General features: G+C 41.1%; 24 protein-coding genes. 14 read left to right on the plus strand and 10 right to left on the minus strand.

Going from position 1 to position 22,035, the window contains the following annotated elements:
* Window positions 1–150 precede the first annotated feature (150 nt).
* The 11 genes from AWN68_RS17065 (at window position 151) to AWN68_RS17115 (ending at window position 10,143) form a co-directional block, all read left to right on the plus strand.
* Window positions 151–552, plus strand: a complete 402-nt coding sequence (locus tag AWN68_RS17065) for a hypothetical protein (protein ID WP_068418408.1) — start codon at window positions 151–153, stop codon at window positions 550–552.
* Window positions 553–612: 60 nt separating this feature from the next.
* Window positions 613–1,632 carry a sensor histidine kinase gene (locus tag AWN68_RS17070; protein ID WP_068418409.1) on the plus strand — a complete coding sequence of 340 codons (1,020 nt, stop codon included), beginning with the start codon at window positions 613–615 and terminating at the stop codon, window positions 1,630–1,632.
* On the plus strand, window positions 1,629–2,396 hold the full coding sequence (locus AWN68_RS17075; RefSeq protein WP_068418412.1) for a LytR/AlgR family response regulator transcription factor: 768 nt from the start codon (window positions 1,629–1,631) through the stop codon (window positions 2,394–2,396). The genes AWN68_RS17070 and AWN68_RS17075 overlap by 4 nt, the downstream gene beginning before the upstream one ends.
* 69 nt (window positions 2,397–2,465) lie before the next feature.
* Entirely contained in the window at window positions 2,466–3,107 is a 642-nt protein-coding gene (locus tag AWN68_RS17080; RefSeq protein ID WP_068418415.1) for a carbonic anhydrase, read from the plus strand.
* 849 nt (window positions 3,108–3,956) lie between these two features.
* The gene (locus AWN68_RS17085; RefSeq protein ID WP_068418417.1) at window positions 3,957–5,624 is read left to right on the plus strand and encodes a glutamine--tRNA ligase/YqeY domain fusion protein; all 1,668 of its coding nucleotides are present in this window, start codon (window positions 3,957–3,959) and stop codon (window positions 5,622–5,624) included.
* 211 nt (window positions 5,625–5,835) lie between these two features.
* On the plus strand, window positions 5,836–6,663 hold the full coding sequence (speB, locus tag AWN68_RS17090; protein WP_068418420.1) for an agmatinase: 828 nt from the start codon (window positions 5,836–5,838) through the stop codon (window positions 6,661–6,663).
* 40 nt (window positions 6,664–6,703) lie between these two features.
* Complete coding sequence (locus AWN68_RS17095; protein WP_068418422.1) at window positions 6,704–7,081, plus strand: DUF3703 domain-containing protein; 378 nt, start codon at window positions 6,704–6,706, stop codon at window positions 7,079–7,081.
* Between the two features lie 6 nt (window positions 7,082–7,087).
* A complete protein-coding gene (locus AWN68_RS17100) occupies window positions 7,088–7,909 on the plus strand; it encodes an AraC family transcriptional regulator (protein WP_068418427.1) in 822 nt (273 codons plus the stop codon).
* Between the two features lie 220 nt (window positions 7,910–8,129).
* Window positions 8,130–9,239: a chromate efflux transporter gene (chrA, locus tag AWN68_RS17105; RefSeq protein ID WP_068418430.1), complete on the plus strand. Its 1,110-nt coding sequence runs from the start codon at window positions 8,130–8,132 to the stop codon at window positions 9,237–9,239.
* 129 nt (window positions 9,240–9,368) lie between these two features.
* Window positions 9,369–9,602: a hypothetical protein gene (locus AWN68_RS17110; RefSeq protein ID WP_068418433.1), complete on the plus strand. Its 234-nt coding sequence runs from the start codon at window positions 9,369–9,371 to the stop codon at window positions 9,600–9,602.
* Window positions 9,603–9,630: 28 nt separating this feature from the next.
* Complete coding sequence (locus AWN68_RS17115) at window positions 9,631–10,143, plus strand: flavodoxin family protein (protein WP_068418435.1); 513 nt, start codon at window positions 9,631–9,633, stop codon at window positions 10,141–10,143.
* A gap of 14 nt (window positions 10,144–10,157) precedes the next feature.
* Here AWN68_RS17115 and AWN68_RS17120 read toward each other — a convergent pair whose 3' ends face one another.
* The 7 genes from AWN68_RS17120 to AWN68_RS17150 all read right to left on the minus strand — a co-directional run bounded on the left by AWN68_RS17120 (window position 10,158) and on the right by AWN68_RS17150 (window position 15,769).
* Window positions 10,158–11,342 (minus strand): aminotransferase class V-fold PLP-dependent enzyme, encoded by a 1,185-nt coding sequence (locus tag AWN68_RS17120; protein ID WP_068418438.1) that lies wholly within the window; start codon window positions 11,340–11,342, stop codon window positions 10,158–10,160.
* 124 nt (window positions 11,343–11,466) lie between these two features.
* A complete protein-coding gene (locus AWN68_RS17125; protein WP_068418441.1) occupies window positions 11,467–11,745 on the minus strand; it encodes a hypothetical protein in 279 nt (92 codons plus the stop codon).
* A 189-nt stretch (window positions 11,746–11,934) separates the two neighbouring features.
* A complete protein-coding gene (locus AWN68_RS17130; RefSeq protein ID WP_068418444.1) occupies window positions 11,935–12,633 on the minus strand; it encodes a DUF4097 family beta strand repeat-containing protein in 699 nt (232 codons plus the stop codon).
* A gap of 11 nt (window positions 12,634–12,644) precedes the next feature.
* On the minus strand, window positions 12,645–13,385 hold the full coding sequence (locus AWN68_RS17135) for a hypothetical protein (protein WP_157716308.1): 741 nt from the start codon (window positions 13,383–13,385) through the stop codon (window positions 12,645–12,647).
* A 253-nt stretch (window positions 13,386–13,638) separates the two neighbouring features.
* Window positions 13,639–14,412 carry a DUF4097 family beta strand repeat-containing protein gene (locus AWN68_RS17140; protein ID WP_068418450.1) on the minus strand — a complete coding sequence of 258 codons (774 nt, stop codon included), beginning with the start codon at window positions 14,410–14,412 and terminating at the stop codon, window positions 13,639–13,641.
* 81 nt (window positions 14,413–14,493) lie between these two features.
* Complete coding sequence (locus AWN68_RS17145) at window positions 14,494–15,270, minus strand: HEAT repeat domain-containing protein (protein ID WP_068418453.1); 777 nt, start codon at window positions 15,268–15,270, stop codon at window positions 14,494–14,496.
* Window positions 15,257–15,769, minus strand: coding sequence for an RNA polymerase sigma factor (locus AWN68_RS17150; protein ID WP_068418456.1), 513 nt, complete (start codon window positions 15,767–15,769; stop codon window positions 15,257–15,259). Before AWN68_RS17150 ends, AWN68_RS17145 begins: the two co-directional genes overlap by 14 nt.
* A 144-nt stretch (window positions 15,770–15,913) precedes the next feature.
* Here AWN68_RS17150 and AWN68_RS17155 point away from each other — a divergent pair, with 144 nt between their 5' ends.
* The 3 genes from AWN68_RS17155 (at window position 15,914) to AWN68_RS17165 (ending at window position 18,559) form a co-directional block, all read left to right on the plus strand.
* Window positions 15,914–16,678, plus strand: coding sequence for a YdcF family protein (locus tag AWN68_RS17155; RefSeq protein WP_157716310.1), 765 nt, complete (start codon window positions 15,914–15,916; stop codon window positions 16,676–16,678).
* A 176-nt stretch (window positions 16,679–16,854) separates the two neighbouring features.
* Complete coding sequence (locus AWN68_RS17160; protein WP_068418462.1) at window positions 16,855–17,922, plus strand: endonuclease/exonuclease/phosphatase family protein; 1,068 nt, start codon at window positions 16,855–16,857, stop codon at window positions 17,920–17,922.
* 220 nt (window positions 17,923–18,142) lie between these two features.
* Window positions 18,143–18,559, plus strand: coding sequence for a VOC family protein (locus AWN68_RS17165; protein ID WP_068418592.1), 417 nt, complete (start codon window positions 18,143–18,145; stop codon window positions 18,557–18,559).
* A 47-nt stretch (window positions 18,560–18,606) separates the two neighbouring features.
* Here AWN68_RS17165 and AWN68_RS17170 read toward each other — a convergent pair whose 3' ends face one another.
* The 3 genes from AWN68_RS17170 to AWN68_RS17180 all read right to left on the minus strand — a co-directional run bounded on the left by AWN68_RS17170 (window position 18,607) and on the right by AWN68_RS17180 (window position 21,946).
* Window positions 18,607–19,971, minus strand: a complete 1,365-nt coding sequence (locus AWN68_RS17170) for an NAD-dependent succinate-semialdehyde dehydrogenase (protein WP_068418465.1) — start codon at window positions 19,969–19,971, stop codon at window positions 18,607–18,609.
* 51 nt (window positions 19,972–20,022) lie between these two features.
* The gene (locus AWN68_RS17175; RefSeq protein ID WP_068418467.1) at window positions 20,023–20,325 is read right to left on the minus strand and encodes an ArsR/SmtB family transcription factor; all 303 of its coding nucleotides are present in this window, start codon (window positions 20,323–20,325) and stop codon (window positions 20,023–20,025) included.
* 211 nt (window positions 20,326–20,536) lie between these two features.
* Window positions 20,537–21,946, minus strand: coding sequence for an OmpA family protein (locus tag AWN68_RS17180; RefSeq protein ID WP_068418470.1), 1,410 nt, complete (start codon window positions 21,944–21,946; stop codon window positions 20,537–20,539).
* Window positions 21,947–22,035: the final 89 nt, after the last annotated feature.

The raw sequence follows: 22,035 nt of genomic DNA on the forward strand, positions 1-22,035 counted from the left end.
ATTCAAAAAGCAATTTCACTAAACTCCTTGGGCGATCCGACAGCTTAACTATTTCCTTCAACAACTCAGCCTAATACTTCGACAACCCAACAAAGGTGGTGTTTCATTATTTCCCTGAATGAGTAAATATGTAAAAAAACAACCTCCATTATGAAAAGAATTATTCCATTATTCGTCATACTCCTTTTTGTAGGTTTAGGAAACCTAAGCGCTCAGAATCTTGAAAAACCAAGGTCTGGAAACGAAATCAGATTAAAGGATTACACAGTTACTGTAGCCCAAGGTGAAGAAATCGATCTTCAAATGTGGGTAGTAAAAGCAAAGAAATACAATCTCGTTGTTGAAGAACCAAAAGCTTCAGGTAAGGAAGGCATCAATTTCACCTTCACAAAAAAGGACGATGTGGAAGACCCTTTGACATACGACATGAAAGTAAAAGTAGACGCATCGACTCCAGTGGGTGATTATCTGTGCATTTTGAAAGTTCCGGGCAAAGGAAGAAGTGCCATAACAGGCTCTACCATTAAAATTAAAGTCGTTCAAAACGATTAAAAATACTGAATTCATTAGAGCCCTTTAGTTTACACTTGAGGGCTTTTCTTATATTGAGCCATGTCTAAAGGAAAGGTATATGGATTAAGAATAGCAATTGGGCTTTTGGTCTTCATGTTCTTCAAAATTACCTCCTATAATCTTTTTGAATGGGGTACATCCACCTTTGTATCCATGGCCAGTACCGTGCTTACGGTGCTCGTCATTTTTGAAATTCTTGATTATTCTGGAAAATATCTAATAAGTCATTACAAGTGCAGCCTGACTTCGTACCGCACGCTTGGTATTTTTTATTGGGGAAACTGCCTTATCACCGCCCCCTTTGTTATTGGTTCAGCAGCCCTCCACACCGAAGTCCTTATCCCCGCTTTCCCTTGTACTACATGTACGGTTGAAGCTTCGCTAACCACCACGATTGCGCAAGGCTTGGTGCTTTCTTGGTTAATCATTTCAGCTAAATCATTTATGATTTATATTGAATACACCAGGCGCTCAGAACATGAAAAAGACATCATCCAAAAAGAACTTGCGCTTTCTAAATACGAAAGCCTAAAAGACCAAATAGAGCCACATTTTCTCTTTAACAGCTTTAGTGTGTTGACCGCGGTAATTGAGGAAGATCCAAAATTGGCGGTGGATTTTGTTTCTCGGCTTTCTAAGATTTACAGGTACCTCATGGAAAACACCTCGCAATTGGTGTTGCTCAGTACCGAACTGGAATACTTAGAACACTACGTATTCGTTTTGAAAACGAGACACGGCCAAAGCATTAATGTGAACTATGATTTAGACGCTGGAGCTGCTCAAATTCCAATTTTATCGCTTCAAATGTTGGTGGAGAATGCATTAAAGCACAATTACTTTTCGAAGGAAACCCCACTTACCATCAACATCTATACGGAAGACAGTGATTTTCTAGTGGTGAGTAACAACTTGAATAAACGACCTAACTTAGAAAAGACCACGCATTTGGGGTTAGAAAACATCAATAAGCGTTATGAATTGTTGCTCAACAAAAGCATTGTTATTCAAGAAAGCGCAGATAGCTTTACGGTTAAATTACCATTGGTACCTCAATGAAAAGCCTCGGCATGAAACTGGTCATTATTGAAGACGAAGCACTTTCGGCCAAGCGTTTGGCTAAAATGATTACTGAAATCGTTCCGAACGCTCAGATTTTAGCCAAGCTGGAATCTGTTAGCGAATCATTGGTTTGGTTCAAAGAAAACCCCAAACCCGACCTTATTTTCCTGGACATTCAACTGAATGACGGCAGTGGTTTCGATATTCTCAAAGCATTGAGTGACTACCCGAAAATCATCTTCACTACAGCCTATGAGCAATATGCGCTGGACGCTTTCAAACACAACAGCATTGATTATTTATTGAAACCGATTGATGCCAGTGAACTGAAAAGCACATTCGAAAAACTGGCAAACATCAAGGCAACGGAAACCACGCAATACCAAGAGAACATTGACAACCTAAAGTCTCAATTCCCTTCCGGTGTTCGCGAAAGGTTTTTAGTCAAAATTGGCCCACAGTTCAAAAGCATTGCCACAAACGACATCAAATACTTCTTCTACTCTGATGGCCTCACCTACCTTCAAACCGAAGAAAGCGCCTTGCCCATTGATTACACTTTAGATCAGTTGAAGGACGAGTTAGACCCGAAGCTCTTCTTCAGAATCAACCGCCAATTCATCATCAAAATCTCTAGCATCAAGGAAATTCATAGCTATTTCAATAGTCGACTGCTGCTTACACTTTCTCCTACTTTTAAAGAAGAAGTGATTGTAAGCCGTGAAAGGGTGCTGAATTTTAAGATTTGGGCGGGAATGTAAGGAGCCGAAAATTATCTCTGGCGGTAAAATTTTCATCCATTCAATTTCAAAAAACTATATCTTTAGGCTATGGCTGATCAACACAAAGCATTACTCGAAGGGAACAAGCAGTTCATCCAGAACATCACTAAAGTCGATCCCGATTTCTTTTCAAAGCTATCTCATCAGCAAAAGCCAGAATTCCTCTGGATTGGCTGTTCAGACAGTAGAGTGCCTGCCACAGAAATTACCAACACTTCTCCGGGTTCAATTTTCGTAGGAAGAAATATTGCTAACGTAGTCGTTAATACCGACCTCAATCTATTGAGTGTGGTCTATTATGCGGTGAAAGTACTGAAGGTAAAACACATCATCGTTTGCGGCCATTATGGTTGCGGAGGTGTAAAAGCCGCCATGTCGAATGAAAGCTTTGGCTTTTTAGACAACTGGTTACTGAACTTGAAGGACGTTTATAAAAACCACAGCAAAGAACTGAATGGCCTTGTAGATGAAGAGGATCGACTAGATCGTTTTGTAGAGCTGAATGTGATTGAGCAGGCAAAAAATTTGGCCAAAATATCCTTTGTTCAAGAAGAGTGGCAGCAAGGTGAATTCCCGTTTATCCACAGCTGGGTCTACAGCCTAAAAGATGGCAATATCAAAGACCTCGAATGCTCCTTCAATTCGGCAGATGCGGTCAACTCCATTTACGGATATAAGGCAGAAGAATAATTCCAATTGATTTCTGGCCGCTACTAACGAAAAAGACCGCCTGGCAGCGGTCTTCATCTGTATTTTTACAAATACCCCCAAAAAACAAAAGCGGGGGACGAAGATTCGCCCCCACTTGCCATGAAAAAGCCGTGGCCTTTTCACAACATCAAGTTACTGTTCAAGTCTTTGCTCTTCATTTATTGGCCCAAGCTATAAACAAAAAACGCTGTCTTCCTCAGCTTCGTCCGTTGTCCGCACATAGTGCTAAAACAGTTTAACGTAGACTTTGCAGTCTTTTTTTCGGTCTTTCAAAAGAAAGAACCAAGCTGAAAAGATAAGGGTGAACCCTTTACCTTTTCCAATTTCTGCTCACACACCCAAATGCGCTCGCTTCTGAATCGGACTTTGGTTTGTGCTCACGCACTTGCCATCAGTAAGCTTTGACTGTTTCAGGTCATCTTTCTCAAGAGTAACCCTTTCGCATACATTTTTCCGGGCTTCCCCCGAAGAGAGACTGAAAACTAGTTTCTGACTTTTATCCCTCACTTGATATAACTAAGATACTCTCCTTAACTTTACACTCAAACTTTGTAACCCATTAGTTTCCAACAACTTTCCCACTACGATATCCACAGGGTTATGCACCGACTTATCCACGATTTTCGACCCAATCTCCTGTAAGTCAAAGACTCACGTGCTCATTCGTCTTTTTGAAGACTAAATTTCATTTCCAACCCCACATATGAACCCAAATCTGAATGAAGTCCCCCAATCCTTGAGCATTTCATCAAAGGATAAGCGGATTTTTTAATCCCTTCTGAATGCTTTTTACTAAACTTGCACTTTAAACTTTTGAATACAGGAAAAATGAGTGAAAAGGACCCAAAAGAGTCGCTCAACTTTATTGAGCAAATGATTGAGAATGATTTGAAATCAGGAAAAAACTCATTCGTCCAGACGCGTTTTCCTCCTGAGCCCAACGGTTACCTCCACATTGGTCACGCCAAGTCGATTGTATTGAATTTTGGCCTTGCCGAAAAATACAATGGCAGCTGTAACCTTCGTTTTGACGACACCAACCCTGAAAAGGAGAGCGAAGAATACGTCAACTCGATTAAAGAAGACATCAAATGGCTAGGTTATACTTGGTCGGATGAGGCACGCTATACTTCTAATTACTTCGATACGCTGTATGAGTATGCCGTCAAGTTGATTAAGAAAGGTAAAGCCTATATAGACGATCAGTCGGCTGAAGAAATTTCGGCTGGTAAAACCAACCCGACTATTCCAGGCATAAAAAGCCCATTCCGCGATCGTTCGGTAGAAGAAAACCTTGATTTGTTCGAACGCATGAAAAATGGCGAGTTCGATGCCGGAAGCCATGTGCTTCGTGCTAAAATCGATATGGATTCGCCCAACATGCACATGCGCGACCCTATCATTTATAGAATCAAAAAAGTGACCCACCACAACACGGGTGACACTTGGTGCATTTATCCGAATTATGATTTCGCCCACGGCCAATCCGATTCGATTGAGCATGTTACTTACAGCCTTTGCACCTTGGAGTTCAGAGATCACAAAGCTTTGTACGATTGGTTCATCAATGAACTAGAAATTTTCCCTTCCAACCAAACTGAGTTTGCACGACTGAACCTCAGCTACACAATTGTGAGCAAGCGTAAGCTTTTACAATTGGTGGAAGAAGGCCATGTTACTTCATGGGACGACCCGAGAATGCCGACCATTTCTGGTTTTAGAAGAAGAGGTTATACGCCTGATTCGATCAAAAATTTCGTTAAAAAAGTGGGCGTAGCCCGAAGAGATGGCATTACCGATGTCGCACTTTTGGAACACAGCATCCGCGAAGATTTGAACAAGAAAGCCAACCGTGTTTTCGGAATTCAGAAGCCGTTAAAGATGGTGATTACCAACTGGCCGGCAGACAAAACGGAAATGATGCAAGCCATTAATAACCCTGAGGATGAAACTGCCGGAACCCGCGAAATGCCATTTACGCGCGAGGTTTATATTGAAAGCAAAGACTTTATGGAGGAACCGCCTTCGCCTAAGAAATTCTTTGGCTTAGGTCCCGACAGAGAGGTACGTTTGAAATACGGCTACATCGTGAAATGCACAGGCTTTGAAAAAGATGCCGATGGCAACATTACCGAAATTCATTGTACTTACGATCCTGAAACCCGCAGCGGCAACGATACCAGCGGGAAAAAGGTGAAAGGAACTTTAGGTTGGGTGTCAATTGCACATGCAGTACCAGCGACCTTACGTTTGTATGACAGACTTTTCAGTACCGAAAACCTGAACAGCATTGACGATGATTTCTTAAATCATATCAACCCTGATTCGCTGACCGTAGTTGAGAATGCCATGCTAGAGCCTTCTATTAAAGAGGCACAAGCGGGCGATATTTTCCAGTTCGAAAGACAAGGTTACTTTGTGGTAGACAGAGATTCTACTCCAGAGAAGAAGGTCTTTAACCGAACGATTACGCTGAGGGATAATTGGGCGAAGTAGATGTTAGATTTTAGACTTTAGACGATAGGCGTTTTAGATTAAATCTAGGATTTGAAATTCAATTTCGGAGAGTGATTCAGAAATTTGAACGCAGAAAAGTATTCGTAACGTTTCTTTTCCTGAGGCACGAAGGATCTAAGGTTTGACAAGAGTTCTTCCGAAAAACTCATAACAAAAGCACGATATTCAGATTATCGTGCTTTTTTTGTGTATGTCAATTCTACGAACTCCTGTAAATCAATTAAAGCCAGGTCAAATTGCTTTGATCGGTTTACCTTTTGATGATCACTCTTCCTTTCTGCAAGGTCCGGCCAAAGCACCTGAGCTAATCATTCAGGCCTTAGAATCGGATTCGGCCAATTACTTTACCGAAAACCTGACCGACCTTAACAAGCATGCGAAACTGGCTTGGTGTGGTAATGCTGAGCTGAGCCAATACACAGACATTGAGCTGCGCATTGATGAAGTACTCGCGCAAGGCGCCCTCCCCTTTTCTTTGGGTGGCGATCATTCTGTCACTTTCCCTGTGGTGAAGGCAATGGCCAAGAAGCACCCCAAACTCAGCATTCTCCATTTCGATGCCCATGCCGATTTATATGACGAACTGGACGGCAACCGATATTCTCATGCTTGTCCTTTTGCTAGAATTATGGAAGGTGGTTTTGCCCGACACCTGACCCAAGTGGGCATTCGTACTTTAAACACACATCAAAAGGCCCAAGCCGAAAGGTTCAATGTGCATATGATCCAAATGAAGGATTGGAAAGCTGATATGAAATTTGAGATCGAAGGCCCTGTTTACCTTTCCTTTGATATGGATGTGCTCGACCCTGCTTTTGCGCCCGGGGTATCGCATCACGAACCGGGAGGCTTTTCTACCCGCGAAGTACTGACCATGATTCAAAACCTCAACCTTAATATTGTGGGCTGCGATGTAGTAGAATACAACCCCAACCGAGACCTCAATGGCACTACCGCCATGGTGGCTGCTAAAGTGGTGAAGGAGCTGTTGGCGAAACAGCTAGATAAGAAATCATAATTGGGAAAGTATTAATTTAGCCACAGTTCTGACATAAAAAATGAAACTCAACACCACACTCCCAAAATCCCTTACCCCTTATTTTCAAGCGGAGTTACAGGCTTATGCCATAGAGTATAAGGCTGATGATTTAACCAAGGCTTGGGCGCACTTGGAACGGGCGCATATTATTGGGCAGCGCTATCCGTTTGCGCATACTTTCGTGCATTGGAAAATGCTTCAGTTTGGTTTTCGGATCAAAAGCGCAAAAGAAGTGATTGGCCAAATCCCTCGTTTGTTGGTGGGAGGCGTAAAGTCGTTTGTGGGTAAAGTGCCTGTGGGTAATCCAGGTGGCGCTAATGTACCACCCATGAAACCCTTCCCCATAGAAAAGGACATTCTAGCCATTTTTGTGAAGGCTGGCATTGAAACGGCATAAACAGCAATGACTACACAACTCGAAATAAAGGACAAGACTGCGCCCATCGACAGCATTAAGATTTCTCCTTTTAGGAAGAACATTCGCAAAACTACCCCACACAAACACAACAGCTATTTCGAGATTATCTTCCTTACGGAAGGTTCAGGTACGCACACCACAGACACACAGAAATTTGAGATCGTTCCGCCCATTGTTTTTACGGTGCGTAAAGAGCAAATTCACTTTTGGAATATCGAAACGGAACCATCGGGCTATGTGCTGATCATCAAGAAGCAGTACATCGATGACTGCTTGGACAAGGAAATCAAACAACTACTGGCCACGTTGAGCGCTTACCCTTGCCTCTACCCCAATGCTCAATCGCTAGAGCCGCTCTTCGAAATACTCAATCAGGAATACCAAGAAAACGGCTACAGTCAAAAGCCAGTAGTGGACGGATTGCTAAAAGCCATTTTGGGTAAACTGCTTCTTTCTGCCAAAGCAGAAAAAGCCAGTGAAAGTAATAAAGTCAGCGATTTTCAGCATTTCAAAGAGTTGCTCAACCAAGAAAACCAATTAACGAATAAGGTAGCGCACTATGCAAAACTCTTGCATACGACGCCTCAGAACCTGAATGCCATTTGCAGGAAAGAAGCCAATCAATCGGCAACGGAGATTATTTCGGAACACATTATTAGCGAAGCCAAACGCCTATTGCTCTACACGGACCTTACCGTAAATGAAATTTCGCATAAACTCGATTTCAAAGACAATTCACACTTCACCAAATACTTTAAAAGGCATACTGAATTAACCCCCAATGCTTTTCGTAAGGAATTGCTTTAAGTCTGGTTAAGATTAACCTATCTGCCAGAACTCTCCAAAAGTTCTTGTTTATAATTCAGAAGAGCTCATTAACCCTTGATCATTATCGGTCAGCAACTTTTGGAGAGTTGGTTGACCTCAGGTTGAAAAGACCACATCCTTTTCAAATAGACCATTTTATTAATCATACCTTGTATATTTTTACAGCAGAGATAATTTTTAGTTTAGATTAAATAGAGCAATGAGTAAGGAATTAAAAGAAGTCGCCAAGCTGTTTTTCAAACTGGGCAGTATCGCCTTTGGAGGCCCCGCAGCCCACATCGCTATGATGGAAGATGAAGTGGTGAAGAAGCGAAAATGGATGACATCACAGCATTTTCTGGATTTAGTAGGTGCCACTAACTTGATTCCTGGCCCCAACTCTACAGAAATGACCATGCACTGCGGACATGAAAGAGCAGGCTGGAAAGGTTTGATAGTGGCTGGTGCTTGTTTCGTTTTTCCTGCCGTTGCCATCACCATGCTCTTTGCATGGCTTTACCAGCAATATGGCCAACTCCCTTCTGTAGAACCATTTATTTATGGCATCAAACCAGCGGTAATTGCCATTATTATTTCGGCCGTTTATCGTCTTGGGAAAAAAGCACTCAAAAATGTAGAAATCGGAATTCTGGGGGTGCTTACCTTGGCCGCTAGTTTACTAGGCATGAACGAAATCATCGCACTGTTTGCTTGTGGTGCATTAGGCTTAATCATTCACCTGATCCGAAATTCAAAAAGTACGCTCAACAGTATCTCTCCTATCGCTTTGGTGCAAATCACCGCCACTTTAGGCTCAATGAAAATCTTCTGGACTTTCTTTAAAGTGGGCGCATTGCTTTATGGAGGCGGTTATGTATTGTTCGCTTTCTTAGATGCCGAACTCGTCACCACTGGCTTACTCACCAGACAACAGTTGATTGATGCGGTAGCGGTAGGTCAATTCACTCCTGGGCCAGTACTTTCTACCGCCACCTTCATTGGTTGGCAATTGGGAGGTTTTTGGGGTGCCATAGCAGCCACAATAGGTATATTTATGCCCTCGTTCATCTTTGTTTCTATATTGAATCCTCTGGTGCCGAAAATGCGCAAATCGAAAGTAATTGCTGCTTTCTTGGATGCTGTGAACATTGCTGCAGTAGCCGTGATTGTCGCGGTTTGTATCGAAATGGGCAAAGACACCATTGTGAACTGGGAAACCATAGTGATTGCCGTGGCGAGTTTAATCACCGTATTCGTTTTCAAAAAACTGAACAGTGCATTTATCGTGGTTGGTGGATCGCTGCTCGGTTATTTGTTGACTTTGGTTTAGAAGCCTTCTTTCTAAAAAGGATAAGATTAGCTTTAGCTTCTCGTTGTGTGCAATTTAAATGAAACACCGCTTGAATGGAATTTGGTAATTGGAGAATTCACCAATTAGATATCAGCCTAGGGAAAAAATATGAGTAACGAAAAAGACGAGTTAATATCAAAAAAGGTAGGTTACGAGGCCATGCTTTATTGCTTGAAAGCGTATTGGGAAAATAGTGGCTCAAATGACTTAACTGATGTTCTAAGTGGTGGTGAATATTGGAAAGGAACAGATGAACCAGCGGACTCCGCATTTTGGGAGTATTGGACAGAAGCAATTGATAAAGTCAGAAAAGATGGACCGATGTTCAAAGAGTTAAAATAAAAAACTACACACGACACAGCATATAGCTATGAGAAGCATTATCATTCTTGGCAGTTCTAGAAATGACGGTGACACCTCCAAAGTGGTGAACCTGCTCAAAGAAAAGTCTGATTGGGACTTACTCGACCTGAATGATTATGACTTTAGCTATTATGACTATGAACATAAAAATGCGGGGGATGATTTCCTTCCTATGATGCGAAACATCATCGACAACTATGACACTTTGATTTTTGCCACTCCAGTGTATTGGTACAGTATGAGCGGCATCATGAAAGTGTTCTTCGATCGCATTACCGACTTATTGGAAATTGAAAAGGATTTGGGCAGAAAGCTGAGGGGAAAAAATATGGCCGCATTAAGCTGCTCCATCGGCAATCATTTGGGTGACCATTTCTGGCTGCCCTTTTCTGAAACCGCCAAATACTTAGGCATGAATTACCTTTGGGGCGTTCATGCGGTAATCAATGACAGCACAAGTTTTGAGGCCGAAACGGACAAACTAGAAAAGTTTATTGCGTTGATTAACCAAGAGCGATAAGGACAAACCTATTTCTAGCCTACCATTTCCTTTAGTGTGGCAGTAAATACCTCAATTTCTTCTTCGGTATTATAGTAATGCACGGAGGCACGCACGATTTCTTTCAACTGTCGAGCCGTCATATCGAGATAGGTATTGGGTACGCCTGTCCAAGAAACATTAATACCTTGGCTGTGTAAGTAGGTCTTCACCTCAGCTGCCGATTTTCCTTCAACGGTAAACGACACAATCCCGCTTTTCACTTCGCCAATATCGTGGACAGTCACACCCTTTACTTGGCTGATTTGCTCTCTTAATACAGAAGACAAATGCTGCACACGTTCCCAAATATTATTGATTCCAATCTCTAAAATATAATCCGCAGCGGCTTTGAGCCCTAGGGTATTGGCTCGGTTTCCTTCCCAATTCTCAAACTTTTTAGCATCTTTTCGAATGGAGTAAGTCGCTTTGCCTGTCCATTCTGCGGAATGAAGATCAATGACAGCAGGCGTCAATTTAGGCAAGACCGACTTTCTAACATAGAGAAAGCCAGTACCTCGTGGCCCACGCATGTACTTCCTGCCTGTGGCCGAAAGCATATCGCAACCAATTTTATCGACATCGAGCGGGTATTGTCCTACGGATTGACAGGCATCTAATAAGTACAAGATCCCATGCTTTCGAGTGATCTCCCCTACTCCTTCTGCATCAACAGTGAGGCCGCCATTGGTAGGCATATGCGTAATAGAAACCAGCTTTACCGAAGCATCCATCATGTTTTCTAGCGCTGCTAAATCCAGTTCTCCCGATTCCTTATTAGGAATGACTTTGATTTCTACCGCCACTTTTCTTTGAAGGTGCAAATACGAAAGGTAATTCGTTGCGTAATCGGCTTGGGTAGCAATGATTACATCACCATTTTGCCAATCAATGGCTTGAAAGGCAGCATGCCAAGCGGCTGTAGCATTCTCTACCAAAGCAATTTCTTCTGCGGAAGCATTAATCAACTTGGCGATAGAAGCATAGGTTCCTGTGATCTGCTCTGCATACTTCTCATGGGTTTCATAGCCTCCGTAAGTCATCTCTTCCTCCAAATAATTGATCACGGCATGACGCACAGCCTGAGGTGGTAACGAGCTCCCTGCATTATTGAAGTGAATCACCTTATCTGTTCCTGGAGTTTCCTTTCTAAATCGCTGAATATACTTTTCTGTAAGCATGCTTGAAAGTATGAAATTTGAGTGGATTGTTTAATGTGGAATCCATAAAAAAACCCCGACAGATGCCGGGGCTTGGATAGAAAACACCTGTTTAATAATCACCTCAAACCATAACTAAATCAGGTTATCTTGAATTTCTTGTGCGGTTAATTACAGCTTCCAGTTCTTTGCAGGTCACCACGTCTTTTCCTCCTTTAAGTTCTTCCAGTAAAATTTCGGCTACTCGTTCTTCGCCCGATTCAAATTGATTTTCTGATTGGAGCGTGTTATTTCTATGCATGAATTTGAGATGGTTAAGAAGTAGATTCTTACATTCATTTTCTACATAAAAAACCACTCCGCTGATGCTGATTTTGTGGTGACCATCCATGGTGCCGAAGTATAATGTGGATTGAGAGAACATCTGGTTTTTATTTTTCTACACTTCTCATTTTCAGAAAAGTTACTGACTGCTGCTTTTTTCCTTTGTTATATAGATGCGCCTCGGAGCAAAAATGTTGCATGCCCTTTGTCTTTTTAACTGAAATTAACCGCAAAAGGTGAATTCATTAACAGTCGATAACATAACGACCGCTTTCCAAGTCCTTCTTTTTTACAAACCAGACTCCTTGAGGTAAATATCACTGGTCACCGTTTTCAGCTTTAATGCTTTGCCACCGCTTTTGTAAGTTGCCTTTACTTTATGGCTACTAATCTTTGGAAGCCCTTTCTCCTTTTCCATGTCCAAATCCATATTGGTATAGATACCGCCATTCACCGTTTCAATATTCACTTCGGCACCAACGCCCTTTGCCCAAAGCAAATTAATTTCGCCCGTAACCGTTTCTAAATCGAGGTTCCCCGAAAAGCCTTCTACAGCGACATTGGCCACAATGGTTTTGATCTTCACATCCGACTTGCCGGGCATCATCACCTCCACCTTAATATTGGCACAAATTCTATTGCCTTTAGAGCCACGCCCAGACCAATAGTTACCATTCTTTCCATTGCAGCAGCAGTCGCCAAGCTTTTCTAGCTTTTTGCTGTCCAATTCAATTTCAACGATCAATTTCCCGTTGCGATCATCTACTTTCCAGTCCATGACCTCGTTGTCCTTGCCTTCATTGATTTCATAGGTAATTTTCACCGAGATCTCATCCTTATCCCAAGATTTCAGGATTACTTCAGTTCCGAAGTTCAAATCAAGATCCAGCTTTTGACCAGTGTAGACATAGCTTTTTTCAATCGTTTCGGCTTGGGCGAAAACTAGCTGCGCGAAAAGACAAGCGATGAATGTAAAGAGTGTTTTCATGATTCCTTGATTTAATTTTTACGCAAATACACGTGACCATACTGAGACTCTACCTTTAGGCGCTGGCCTCCACTTTTGATAGAAGCATGTGCTTTCATCCATTTACCAAGGCCTTCATCTTCATCAATTTTCACTTTGGTTTCTAGGTTAGAGAAGATTTGCCCCCACTGGGTACGGGCCTCTAAATCCAGAGACTCAGTCTCATCCACTTGCACATCCACTCCGCCATATCGGGCTTCTACATCAAGCTGTTTTGGGCTTTGCAATACTTCCACCAAACCATAGCGGGCATCGAGCACAACGGCCATGCTACGCGGAACAGTCACTTCTAACACAATGGAAATATTGATTCCGTTGGTATAACGACCGCTTTTCCCTGTAGAAATGGTGGTTCCATTTTTCGAAATGGTGACGGACCTGCTTTCTCCGTCCTCATCTTTATCGGTATACACCTGATAACTTTTATAGTTGTCAATGTTTTTAATGTTCGACTCTATCATGAGTTTCCCTCCACTGACCTTGCTAGAGAGTTCGAAATCGTCATCAAATTCTCCATTGTGAATTTCTACCTGACCTTTAATATTGACTTCGTTCTTATCCCATACTTTAATTTTTACCAATTCGGGATATTTGAAAAAGAGGTCGATGTTTTTGACTGAGCTGGCATCAAAGGTCTGATCGATTTGTTTTTGCGCGAAGGCACAAACCGAAAAGAGCATGAGCATTATTAGGATTAAAATTGGCTTTTTCATGTTGTGATATTTTGAGTTGTTGACCGTTTTTAGAATTCTATTCGAACCAAAATTCAAGTTTGATTCTTCATTTCTCTAAGACATAAGCTTCCTGTTTCAACCAAAATTGAATACTGATTAATAAGCGAAAAGGATGAGATATTGTCTTAGACTTGAGTTCCCTTTTGAGGGAAATGTGTAGCTATTTAGTCTAGCTGGGTAGTAGCAAAAACGTCCGTAACGCTTATTATTTAAGCTTTACGGATGTTTTAGATTACTTCTTTCGAAGGTAGACATTGTTGAAAGAAGCTTGAATATCTAGTTTCACGCCTCCTCCATTTAAGGTGCCTTCCACAGTTGAGCTTACTTTTCTCATACCATCTGTTTTAGGGAATTCAATACTCAAATCTGAATAGGCTTCACCATAAGGAGTTTTTGCTGAGATATTGGCTTTAGCATTGGCAGGAAGTGTTACATCTACATCTCCATATACCGACACCAGAGAGGTTGGGCCTGCTTGGCTCAATGAAGAGAATTTAGCTTCTACTCCACCATACACTGTGTTGACCAAAGCCGGACCAGTAATACCTTCCAAGTATACATTGTTATAATTACCTGAAATCTCAAGCTCTCCACTAATTCCATACACTTCCATTTTTCCACCTTCCCAGTTGCCAGTATGTTCAATTTTAACATTCATCGACTTGGGTACTTTGATGGTGTACTTGCCGTCTGCTCGTCTGGCTACTTGAACAATAGTGATTTGCCCCCCATCTGTTTTCACACTCAAGCCAATTCCTGTATTGTCTTCTCCCCTTGCGCTGAGCGACTTAAGGCCTACGGCTCTTTCTGATCGTTCTTCGTCTTTATTGCTTGAAGTAATTTGGATTTCGGTGCCATCATAAGCTTCTACACTTACACGATTCACCTCCTTAATCACCACTTTCTTTTGACCCGATATGGCCACTTTAAAATCCTGTCCTTGTACCGTAAAGGCTACTAAAAAGAGCGCTATCGCTAATAAATTCTTTGTTAACTTTTTCATCATTGATTTTTTTATGTTTCAGATATTTTGAGTTTTACCTTTTAAGGAAGGCTAATCCTGACCAATTCAATCGATTAAATATTTTTACATTTCTTTGAGTTTGAACATGCCCATATAAGCCTGGTCCTTCACTCCTTTTATACTATTACCGTCTTCGGCTATGCGTTCTAAATCATCCAGTGCCGCCTTTTCATTATTTTCCACTAGCACATCAATCAAAGCAATTTGCATCATCGGCTCTTTCTCTTCTTTTAAAGCCTTAAGCAAAGCTTTCTTGGCTATGGGCTCATCATAAAACTTGGCCAAACCCTCCACCGCTTTCAACCTTACATTCATGTTATCATCGGTTTCTAGCACATTAATCAAAGCGTTGAGCATTTCCTGATCTACTTCTTTAAGTTCAACCGAGTAGTTCACTGCTTGCAGCCTTCCACTGGCCGATGAGCTTGTCATTTGTTCCAGCATCATGGCTTTTACCTGCGCTAACTCTTCTTTCACTCCTGCTACATCATCATTTCTGATTTCATTGCCCATATAGAAGCCCACCAGCACTAAAGCCACGGCAGCAGCCACTCGGTAAAACCAAACCTGTTTTGTTTTAGGTTGAAGTATAGGAACCACTTTGGCTTCTTCTTGCTTCACTTGGGCTTCCAACTTCCCAAAAAGCTTATCTTCAGAAAAACCTTCCCATTCCGTTTTCGCTCTAAGGTCGAGTTGTGCAAACCAAGCCTGCTCCTTCTTCAAATGGTCGGGGACGCCTTCTCCCCGAAAGAAGTTTTGGAGTTGCTCTTCTTCCTGAAGAGAAGTTTCCCCGTTGTTATATTTCTCGATTAATGCTTCTATGTCTTTATTGCTGTTCATAATTCGCAATTTTTAAGTAATCTTCTTTCGCCTTCTTTCTTGCCCTTGAAATGCCCACTCTAATGTTGTTCACTTCCAATCCTGTTTGCTCGGCTATCTCTTCATAGCTGTAGCCCTCCACGTCCCGAAGGGTAATCAAAAGCCGCTGTTGATCTGGCAGTTGTTCAAACACCCTCACCATCGTTTTTACACTGTCGTCCAGTTCAATGCGTTGGTAAGGAGAAACTGCTCCAGAATCCAGCTCCATTTCTTGAATATCGAAATGGCCTTTCATTCTTTTAGATTTGAGTCGATCCAGGCAAAGGTTTTTGGTAATTGTTACTGCAAAAGCCTCTAAATTTCTGTATTCGCCCCATTGCGCCCGTTTGTCCCAAAGCTTTACCATTACATCCTGTAGAATGTCTTCGGCTTCCTCTACAGACCGCATCATATTGAGGGCGATCCGAAAGAGCTTATCCTTTACTGGTAGAACTTGTGATTTAAACGTTTGCAACTCCATTCAATAGTAGAGACGAGGGTGAGGGCATGTCATTACACCCGTTATGAAATAAATATTAGAAACCAGACATAATAGCGTTAACTAATTAACAATCAATCGATAATGATTACAGCTTTTGTTTTGTAATTTCGTGAAAAAACCATCGTGTTCTTTATTCTTTCAAAAATACTCGCCCTTTTCGTAATGCCCCTCACTTGGGTCATTGGATTTTTTGTTTATTCCAGGTTTACTAAAAACCCAAAAAGGAAAAAATTCTTCTCTATCCTCCCTCTGGTTTTATTGGTTTTTCTTTCAAACCAATACATCAGTAACAGGGTAATGCTTTTATGGGAGCCAGCCCCTACTCCCATGAATGAAGTGGGGGTGTATGATGTGGGGATTGTTTTTTCTGGCGTAACCAAAGGCAGCAAGAGCCCAAAAGACAGGGTTTATTTTGAACGTGGTGCAGATAGAATTACCCATACCCTTCAACTTTATAAGGAAGGAAAACTAAAACACATTATAGTAAGCGGTGGCTTAGGTTTCCAACAGATAGAAATGAGTATTGCAGCAGAAAGGCTCAAGAGCTTTTTGGTGATGGCAGGCGTTCCTGATTCAGTAATCACGGTGGAACCTAATGCAGTAAACACCTATGAAAACGCAGTAGAGTCTGCTAAAATATTGAAGCGTGATTTTCCCAATCAAAAGTACCTATTGATTACTTCTGCCTTCCATATGAAGCGTTCATCACTCTGCCTAGCCAAACAAGGCGTTGAATTTGATGAATTTCCTGCCGACTACTATACTGGCAGACCAAGTTTCAATTTCGATGATGTTTTTATACCCAAAGCAGAGTCCCTTAAAAAGTGGGAAACGCTTTTTAAAGAATGGGTGGGCTTGGCAACTTATAAGGTGATGGGGTATATTTAGGAAAATACATACTAGAGAAACTATTGAAAACAATAAAACTAATTATCTCACTACTTAACACTGAATTTATTTTAAGCTGACAAACTTTAGTTGAGTAGCTTGACTAAAAACCGCCCGCCTATTTCAGTATCATTATATAATATTTTACTTTGGTATCTTGATGTAAAAATTGTGAAGTGAGTGTTTTTTTCCTAATTCTATCTTTACTGCTTATTTCCCTAAGCCTATTGCCCTTTTTCAACAATCAGCATTGGGTTTTTCGCGTTCCTGAGTTTATTAAAATACAGCTTCTCCTTTTTCAGGTTATAGCAAGCGTTGGCATTTTTATTTTTACTCAAAAAAGCATTTGGGTTTGGCTGATAGCCCTAGTTCAAATCGGCCTAATCACTTACCACGCTTACCTTTTATCTCGTTTCACGAAATTTTACAAAAGCCATAATCAGGGAGCAACGGGACTAACAGCCCTCAAAGTCATCTCCACCAATATTTATCAGTTCAATCAAGAATTCGGGAGGTTTAAAGACTTCATCAGAAAAGAAAATCCAGATATTTTCGTCACTATCGAGAGCAATAAGGATTGGGAAGTAGCCCTGCGTGAAATAGAAGCTGACTATCCTTACACCGAAAAAATAACGCTGGAAAACACCTATGGCATGCACCTGTATGCTAAAATTCCTTTCCAGAAGGTTACCACGCATTACTTCGTTTCAGAAGATTTACCGAGTATTGAAGCCCATTTTAAAACCAAGGACGGGGAGGGTTTTGTTCTTTTCTGTGTACACCCACCTCCCCCAAGCCCAACGGAAGAAGACACTTCGAAAGAACGTGATGGCGACTTGTTGTGTATTGCAAAGCGTGTGAAAGAAATCAACAAACCTACACTTGTGGTTGGCGATTTCAATACAGTCGCTTGGTCAAAAATTGCTGATTTATTTCGCAAAAACAGCGGGCTAATTGATGGGAGAATCGGGCGAGGTATTCTCGCTTCCTATCATGCTAAATATTGGTTTTTTCGCGCGCCTTTGGATCTAGTTTTTCACAGTCCAACTATTTTCCTGAAAGAGCTAAGTGTTTTAGAACACATTGGCTCTGATCATTTTCCGATTTGCTGTGTTTTCTCTATCGACTCATCTAATCACTCCCAAAAAGGAGAAGTAGAAACGCTCGAAAAAGAAGAAGGGAAAGAAACCAAAGAGTTGATTGACGAAGGAAAAAAAGAAGAGAGTGACAACAGAACTGAGTAAAAATGGCATCTTTGCGGGCTTTAAGCCTCTTTTTTTATCAGGGCAGCACACAGATAAGTACGAGGTGAAAGGCTATAATAAATTATTCAAAACGCTAAATTGAGTCACCTTATTTCAAGTTAATCAAATGGGGAATAACAAAATGAACAGACTTATCATAACCATATCGATTGTAACAGTACTTGCAAGTTCCAACTCGACAACTAACGAAACCACAAAAATGAAAGACTCAAAAGATCAAACAGACAATGTTGATACCACACCAAAAGTGACTGGGATTGGGGGCATATTCTTTTATTCAGACAATCCAGAAGAAACGAAAGACTGGTATGCTAAAAACTTAGGAATTGAAGTCAATGAATGGGGCTCAGCTAGTTTTGAATCAAGAAATCTTAACAAACCTGACGAAGTAAACTCTCTTCAATGGAAACCCTTCAAAAAAGGAGATGAATATTTCGCTCCCTCCAAAAAGGATTTTATGATCAATTATCAAGTTCAGAATATAGAAGCGCTCATCATCAAACTTAAAGAAAACGGAGTAACCATTCTTGACAGCATGGCTACTTATGACTTCGGAAAGTTCATACATATCCTAGATGCAGAAGGCAATAAAATTGAGCTTTGGGAATCCAATTAACATTACTCGTCAGACTACTCGGAGTGGTCTGACAAATTCACCGTCCTTTAATTAATAGCAATGGTTTTGGTATTCATAAACTCGCGAATACCCAAGTGTGAAAGTTCACGTCCGTAACCAGAGGTTTTAATGCCCCCAAAAGGCAAACGCGGATCTGAAGAAACCATATGATTTACAAACACCGCTCCCGATTCAATTTTTCTGGCGATCATTTCTCCACGCACTAAGTCTTTTGTCCATATAGAAGCGCCTAAACCAAACTTGCTGGCATTGGCCAATGCAATAGCTTCTTCTTCATTCTTTACTTTAAACAGCGATGCGACTGGACCAAAAAGCTCATCTTCATAGGCCGGCATCCCAGGTTTTAAATTGGCCAAAATGGTAGGCTCAAAATAAGCCCCCTCCCTTTCAGATCGTTTTCCTCCCAAAAGTACTTTTGCGCCCTTCGCTACACTTTCCTCTACTTGTTTGAGTAATTCATTCGCCAAAGCTTCTGAAGCCATCGGACCACAAGAAGTCAATATATCGCTTGGGTCACCTAACCTCATGGCTTGCAAAAAGGACTTGAATTTATCAGCAAATTCATCATATACCCTTTCCACTACAATAAAGCGTTTGGCAGCAATACAGCTCTGTCCGCAATTTCGCATTCTGGCTTTTACAGCAGCACGAACCGTAAAGTCCATATCAGCATTATCCAGTACTATAAACGGATCGCTTCCACCTAATTCCAAAACTGATTTCTTGATTTTTGAACCTGCTACACTTGCTACTGTGCTTCCTGCACCTTCACTTCCTGTCAGGGTTACCGCCTTAATACTATCGTCATGAATAATGGCTTCTACCTTAGACGAACCAATTCTTAGGTTCTGAAAGGCCCCATTTGGAAAACCTGCTTCAATAAAAGCATCTTCAATGGCTTGAGCACACATTTGTACATTTGAAGCATGTTTTAACAGGCCTACATTACCAGCCATTAAAGTAGGTGCCGCAAACCTAAACACTTGCCATAATGGAAAGTTCCATGGCATTACGGCCAAAATAGTTCCCAAAGGATGATAACTTATAAATGCCTTAGAGTGATCTGACTTGAGAAGCTCATCTTTCAAGAATTTCTCAGCATTATCGGCATAATATCTACAGACGAGTGCACATTTTTCAACTTCAGCAATACCTTCAACTCTGAGTTTCCCCATTTCTAAGGTCATGATATCAGCCAAAGATTCTTTACGTTCTTCTAAGACAGTAGCAAGTTTATTAAAAAGGTCAGCTTTATGTTCGAAAGATTCCTCTTTCCATGAAGAGAATTGGAGGTTTGCCCGCTCGATTGCTGCTTGCACATAATCATCTGAATGAGGCTCAAAAACCTCAATTAGTTGGTTATTCGAAGGGTTTACTGATTGTATCGGCATAATTGAGAAAACTAAGTTCTCAAATGTAACCAGTATTTTGAGGAGTAAGTTCTAAAAAACATTAACCTTAACATCTTCTAATATTTTGATGATTTGTGGAACTTCCTTCATCTTCAAAAAATAGAATATATTCTTACCGTTACGCTTGCTACCCAGCACGCCTTTCATTTTAAGGTTGGCCAAATGATGTGAAGTAAGTGATTGTTCCAACCCAAGGTATACAGTAATATCATTCACCGACATCTTTTCATTCCTGTTAAGGAGATCAATGATACCGACTCGCATTGGGTGTGCAACAGTCTTCAGTACGAAGGCAATTTTCTCGACCCTTTCATTGTCAAGCTGCTCTTCCATATTTGGTTATGTTTTTATCAAAGTTATGAACATATGTTCATGTAAAAAAGAGAAAACGAAAAGTATTTAGGAACTGATGATAGCTCCATTTATGGGGACCATTCATACAAATACAAACAATCGTTTTTAGAGCTAAAATAGGTTAACGGACTTAAAAAAGAGGTCGCTTTTTTAAAACGACCTCTTCATAATTCTTGTTTAACTTACAATACTATCTGAATATAATTTTCAACTCCACTCTTCTGTTGCTTGCTCTTCCAACTGCCGTATTATTATCAGCAATTGGATTTACTATTCCGTATCCATCAGCAAATAATCTACTCGCTGCAATCCCCTTATTCATAAGGTATTGCTTTACAGCATTTGCTCTTCTTTTAGATAAGTCTAGATTTTTAGCAGCATCACCAGTGCTATCGGTATAACCGCTCAATTCTAAGCTAAAATCTTCAGCTTTCATCAACTCAACCACTTGGTCTAATGATCCATTTGCAGATGATTTTAACACATCGCTACCAGAGTTAAACTGGATGTCTTTCACCGCAAGTTCAAGTACTTTCTTTACTTCTTCTTTTACTTCTGGGCAACCATTGTTTGAAGCCAAACCAGCAGTTTCAGGACAATTATCCTCGCTATCTTTCACACCATCACCATCGCTATCTGGACAACCGTTCAAAGTACCGGCCACTGTTGGACAAGCATCTTCACTGTCTTTCACACCATCGCCATCACTATCAGGACAACCGTTTAAAGTACCAGCAACTGTTGGACAAGCATCTTCGCTATCTTGGATTCCGTCACCATCAGTATCAGGACATCCATTGAATTTGGCAATACCCGCTACAGTTGGACACTTATCTTCTGAATCTTTTATTCCGTCACCATCGGTATCAGGGCAACCGTTTAATGTTCCGGCTGTTGTTGGACATGGGTCGTCTTTATCTAATACGCCATCACCATCGGTATCAGGCCAAGGGCATCCTTTATTCTCTAGTGGACCCGCTTCTGTAGGACACATATCTTCTTTGTCATAAATACCGTCACCATCAGAATCTTTCTTTCCGCTCAATGAGAAAGAAACTCCAATCGCGTACTGAAGGTAATTTGGGGCATTATCGATACTCTTCTTGTAAGCAGCACGCATATTAATTTCAGCATTTTCAACCACTTTAAATTTTAAACCAGCGCCTAGAGGAATCATTTTGTAAGTTCCTTCATTAAACTCCTCATAGATAGGTTCTATTTTAGAGAAACTGGTTACTCCAAAACCTGCGAATAGATAAGGTGCTACTTTAGAATCTCTTTTAAAGATGTATCCATTGTCCAGTTTGTAGGCAAACCTCAAATCAAGATCAGCTACTTTTCCATCAATAATTGATTTGTAAACTAGGCTGCCATAAGATGCACCTAACTCTAAATCGAAACTTGGGTTTAAATAACGTTCTATACCAACTCTAAAACCAGAATTGTCTAGTTCTCCAAAGTTGAACATTCCATCATACCATTTATAATCTAACTTATTGTTAGTGAGTTCAAGAGTCAGCCACCAAGGTGAATCCTCTGTTTGGGCTGAAAGGCCAAAAGTGCTGACAGCCATTGCAAGAATTAGTAGTAGTTTTTTCATCGTCTTCGGTTATGTTTTCACTGTGCTCCTTTCAAAGCTGAATCCAGAAATTATTTTTAGACTTTATTTTTGCACAAAAGCACGTTCAC

Origin of the sequence: Roseivirga echinicomitans (genome assembly GCF_001592935.1) — a bacterium.
GTDB classification, from domain to species: Bacteria; Bacteroidota; Bacteroidia; order Cytophagales; family Cyclobacteriaceae; genus Roseivirga; species Roseivirga echinicomitans.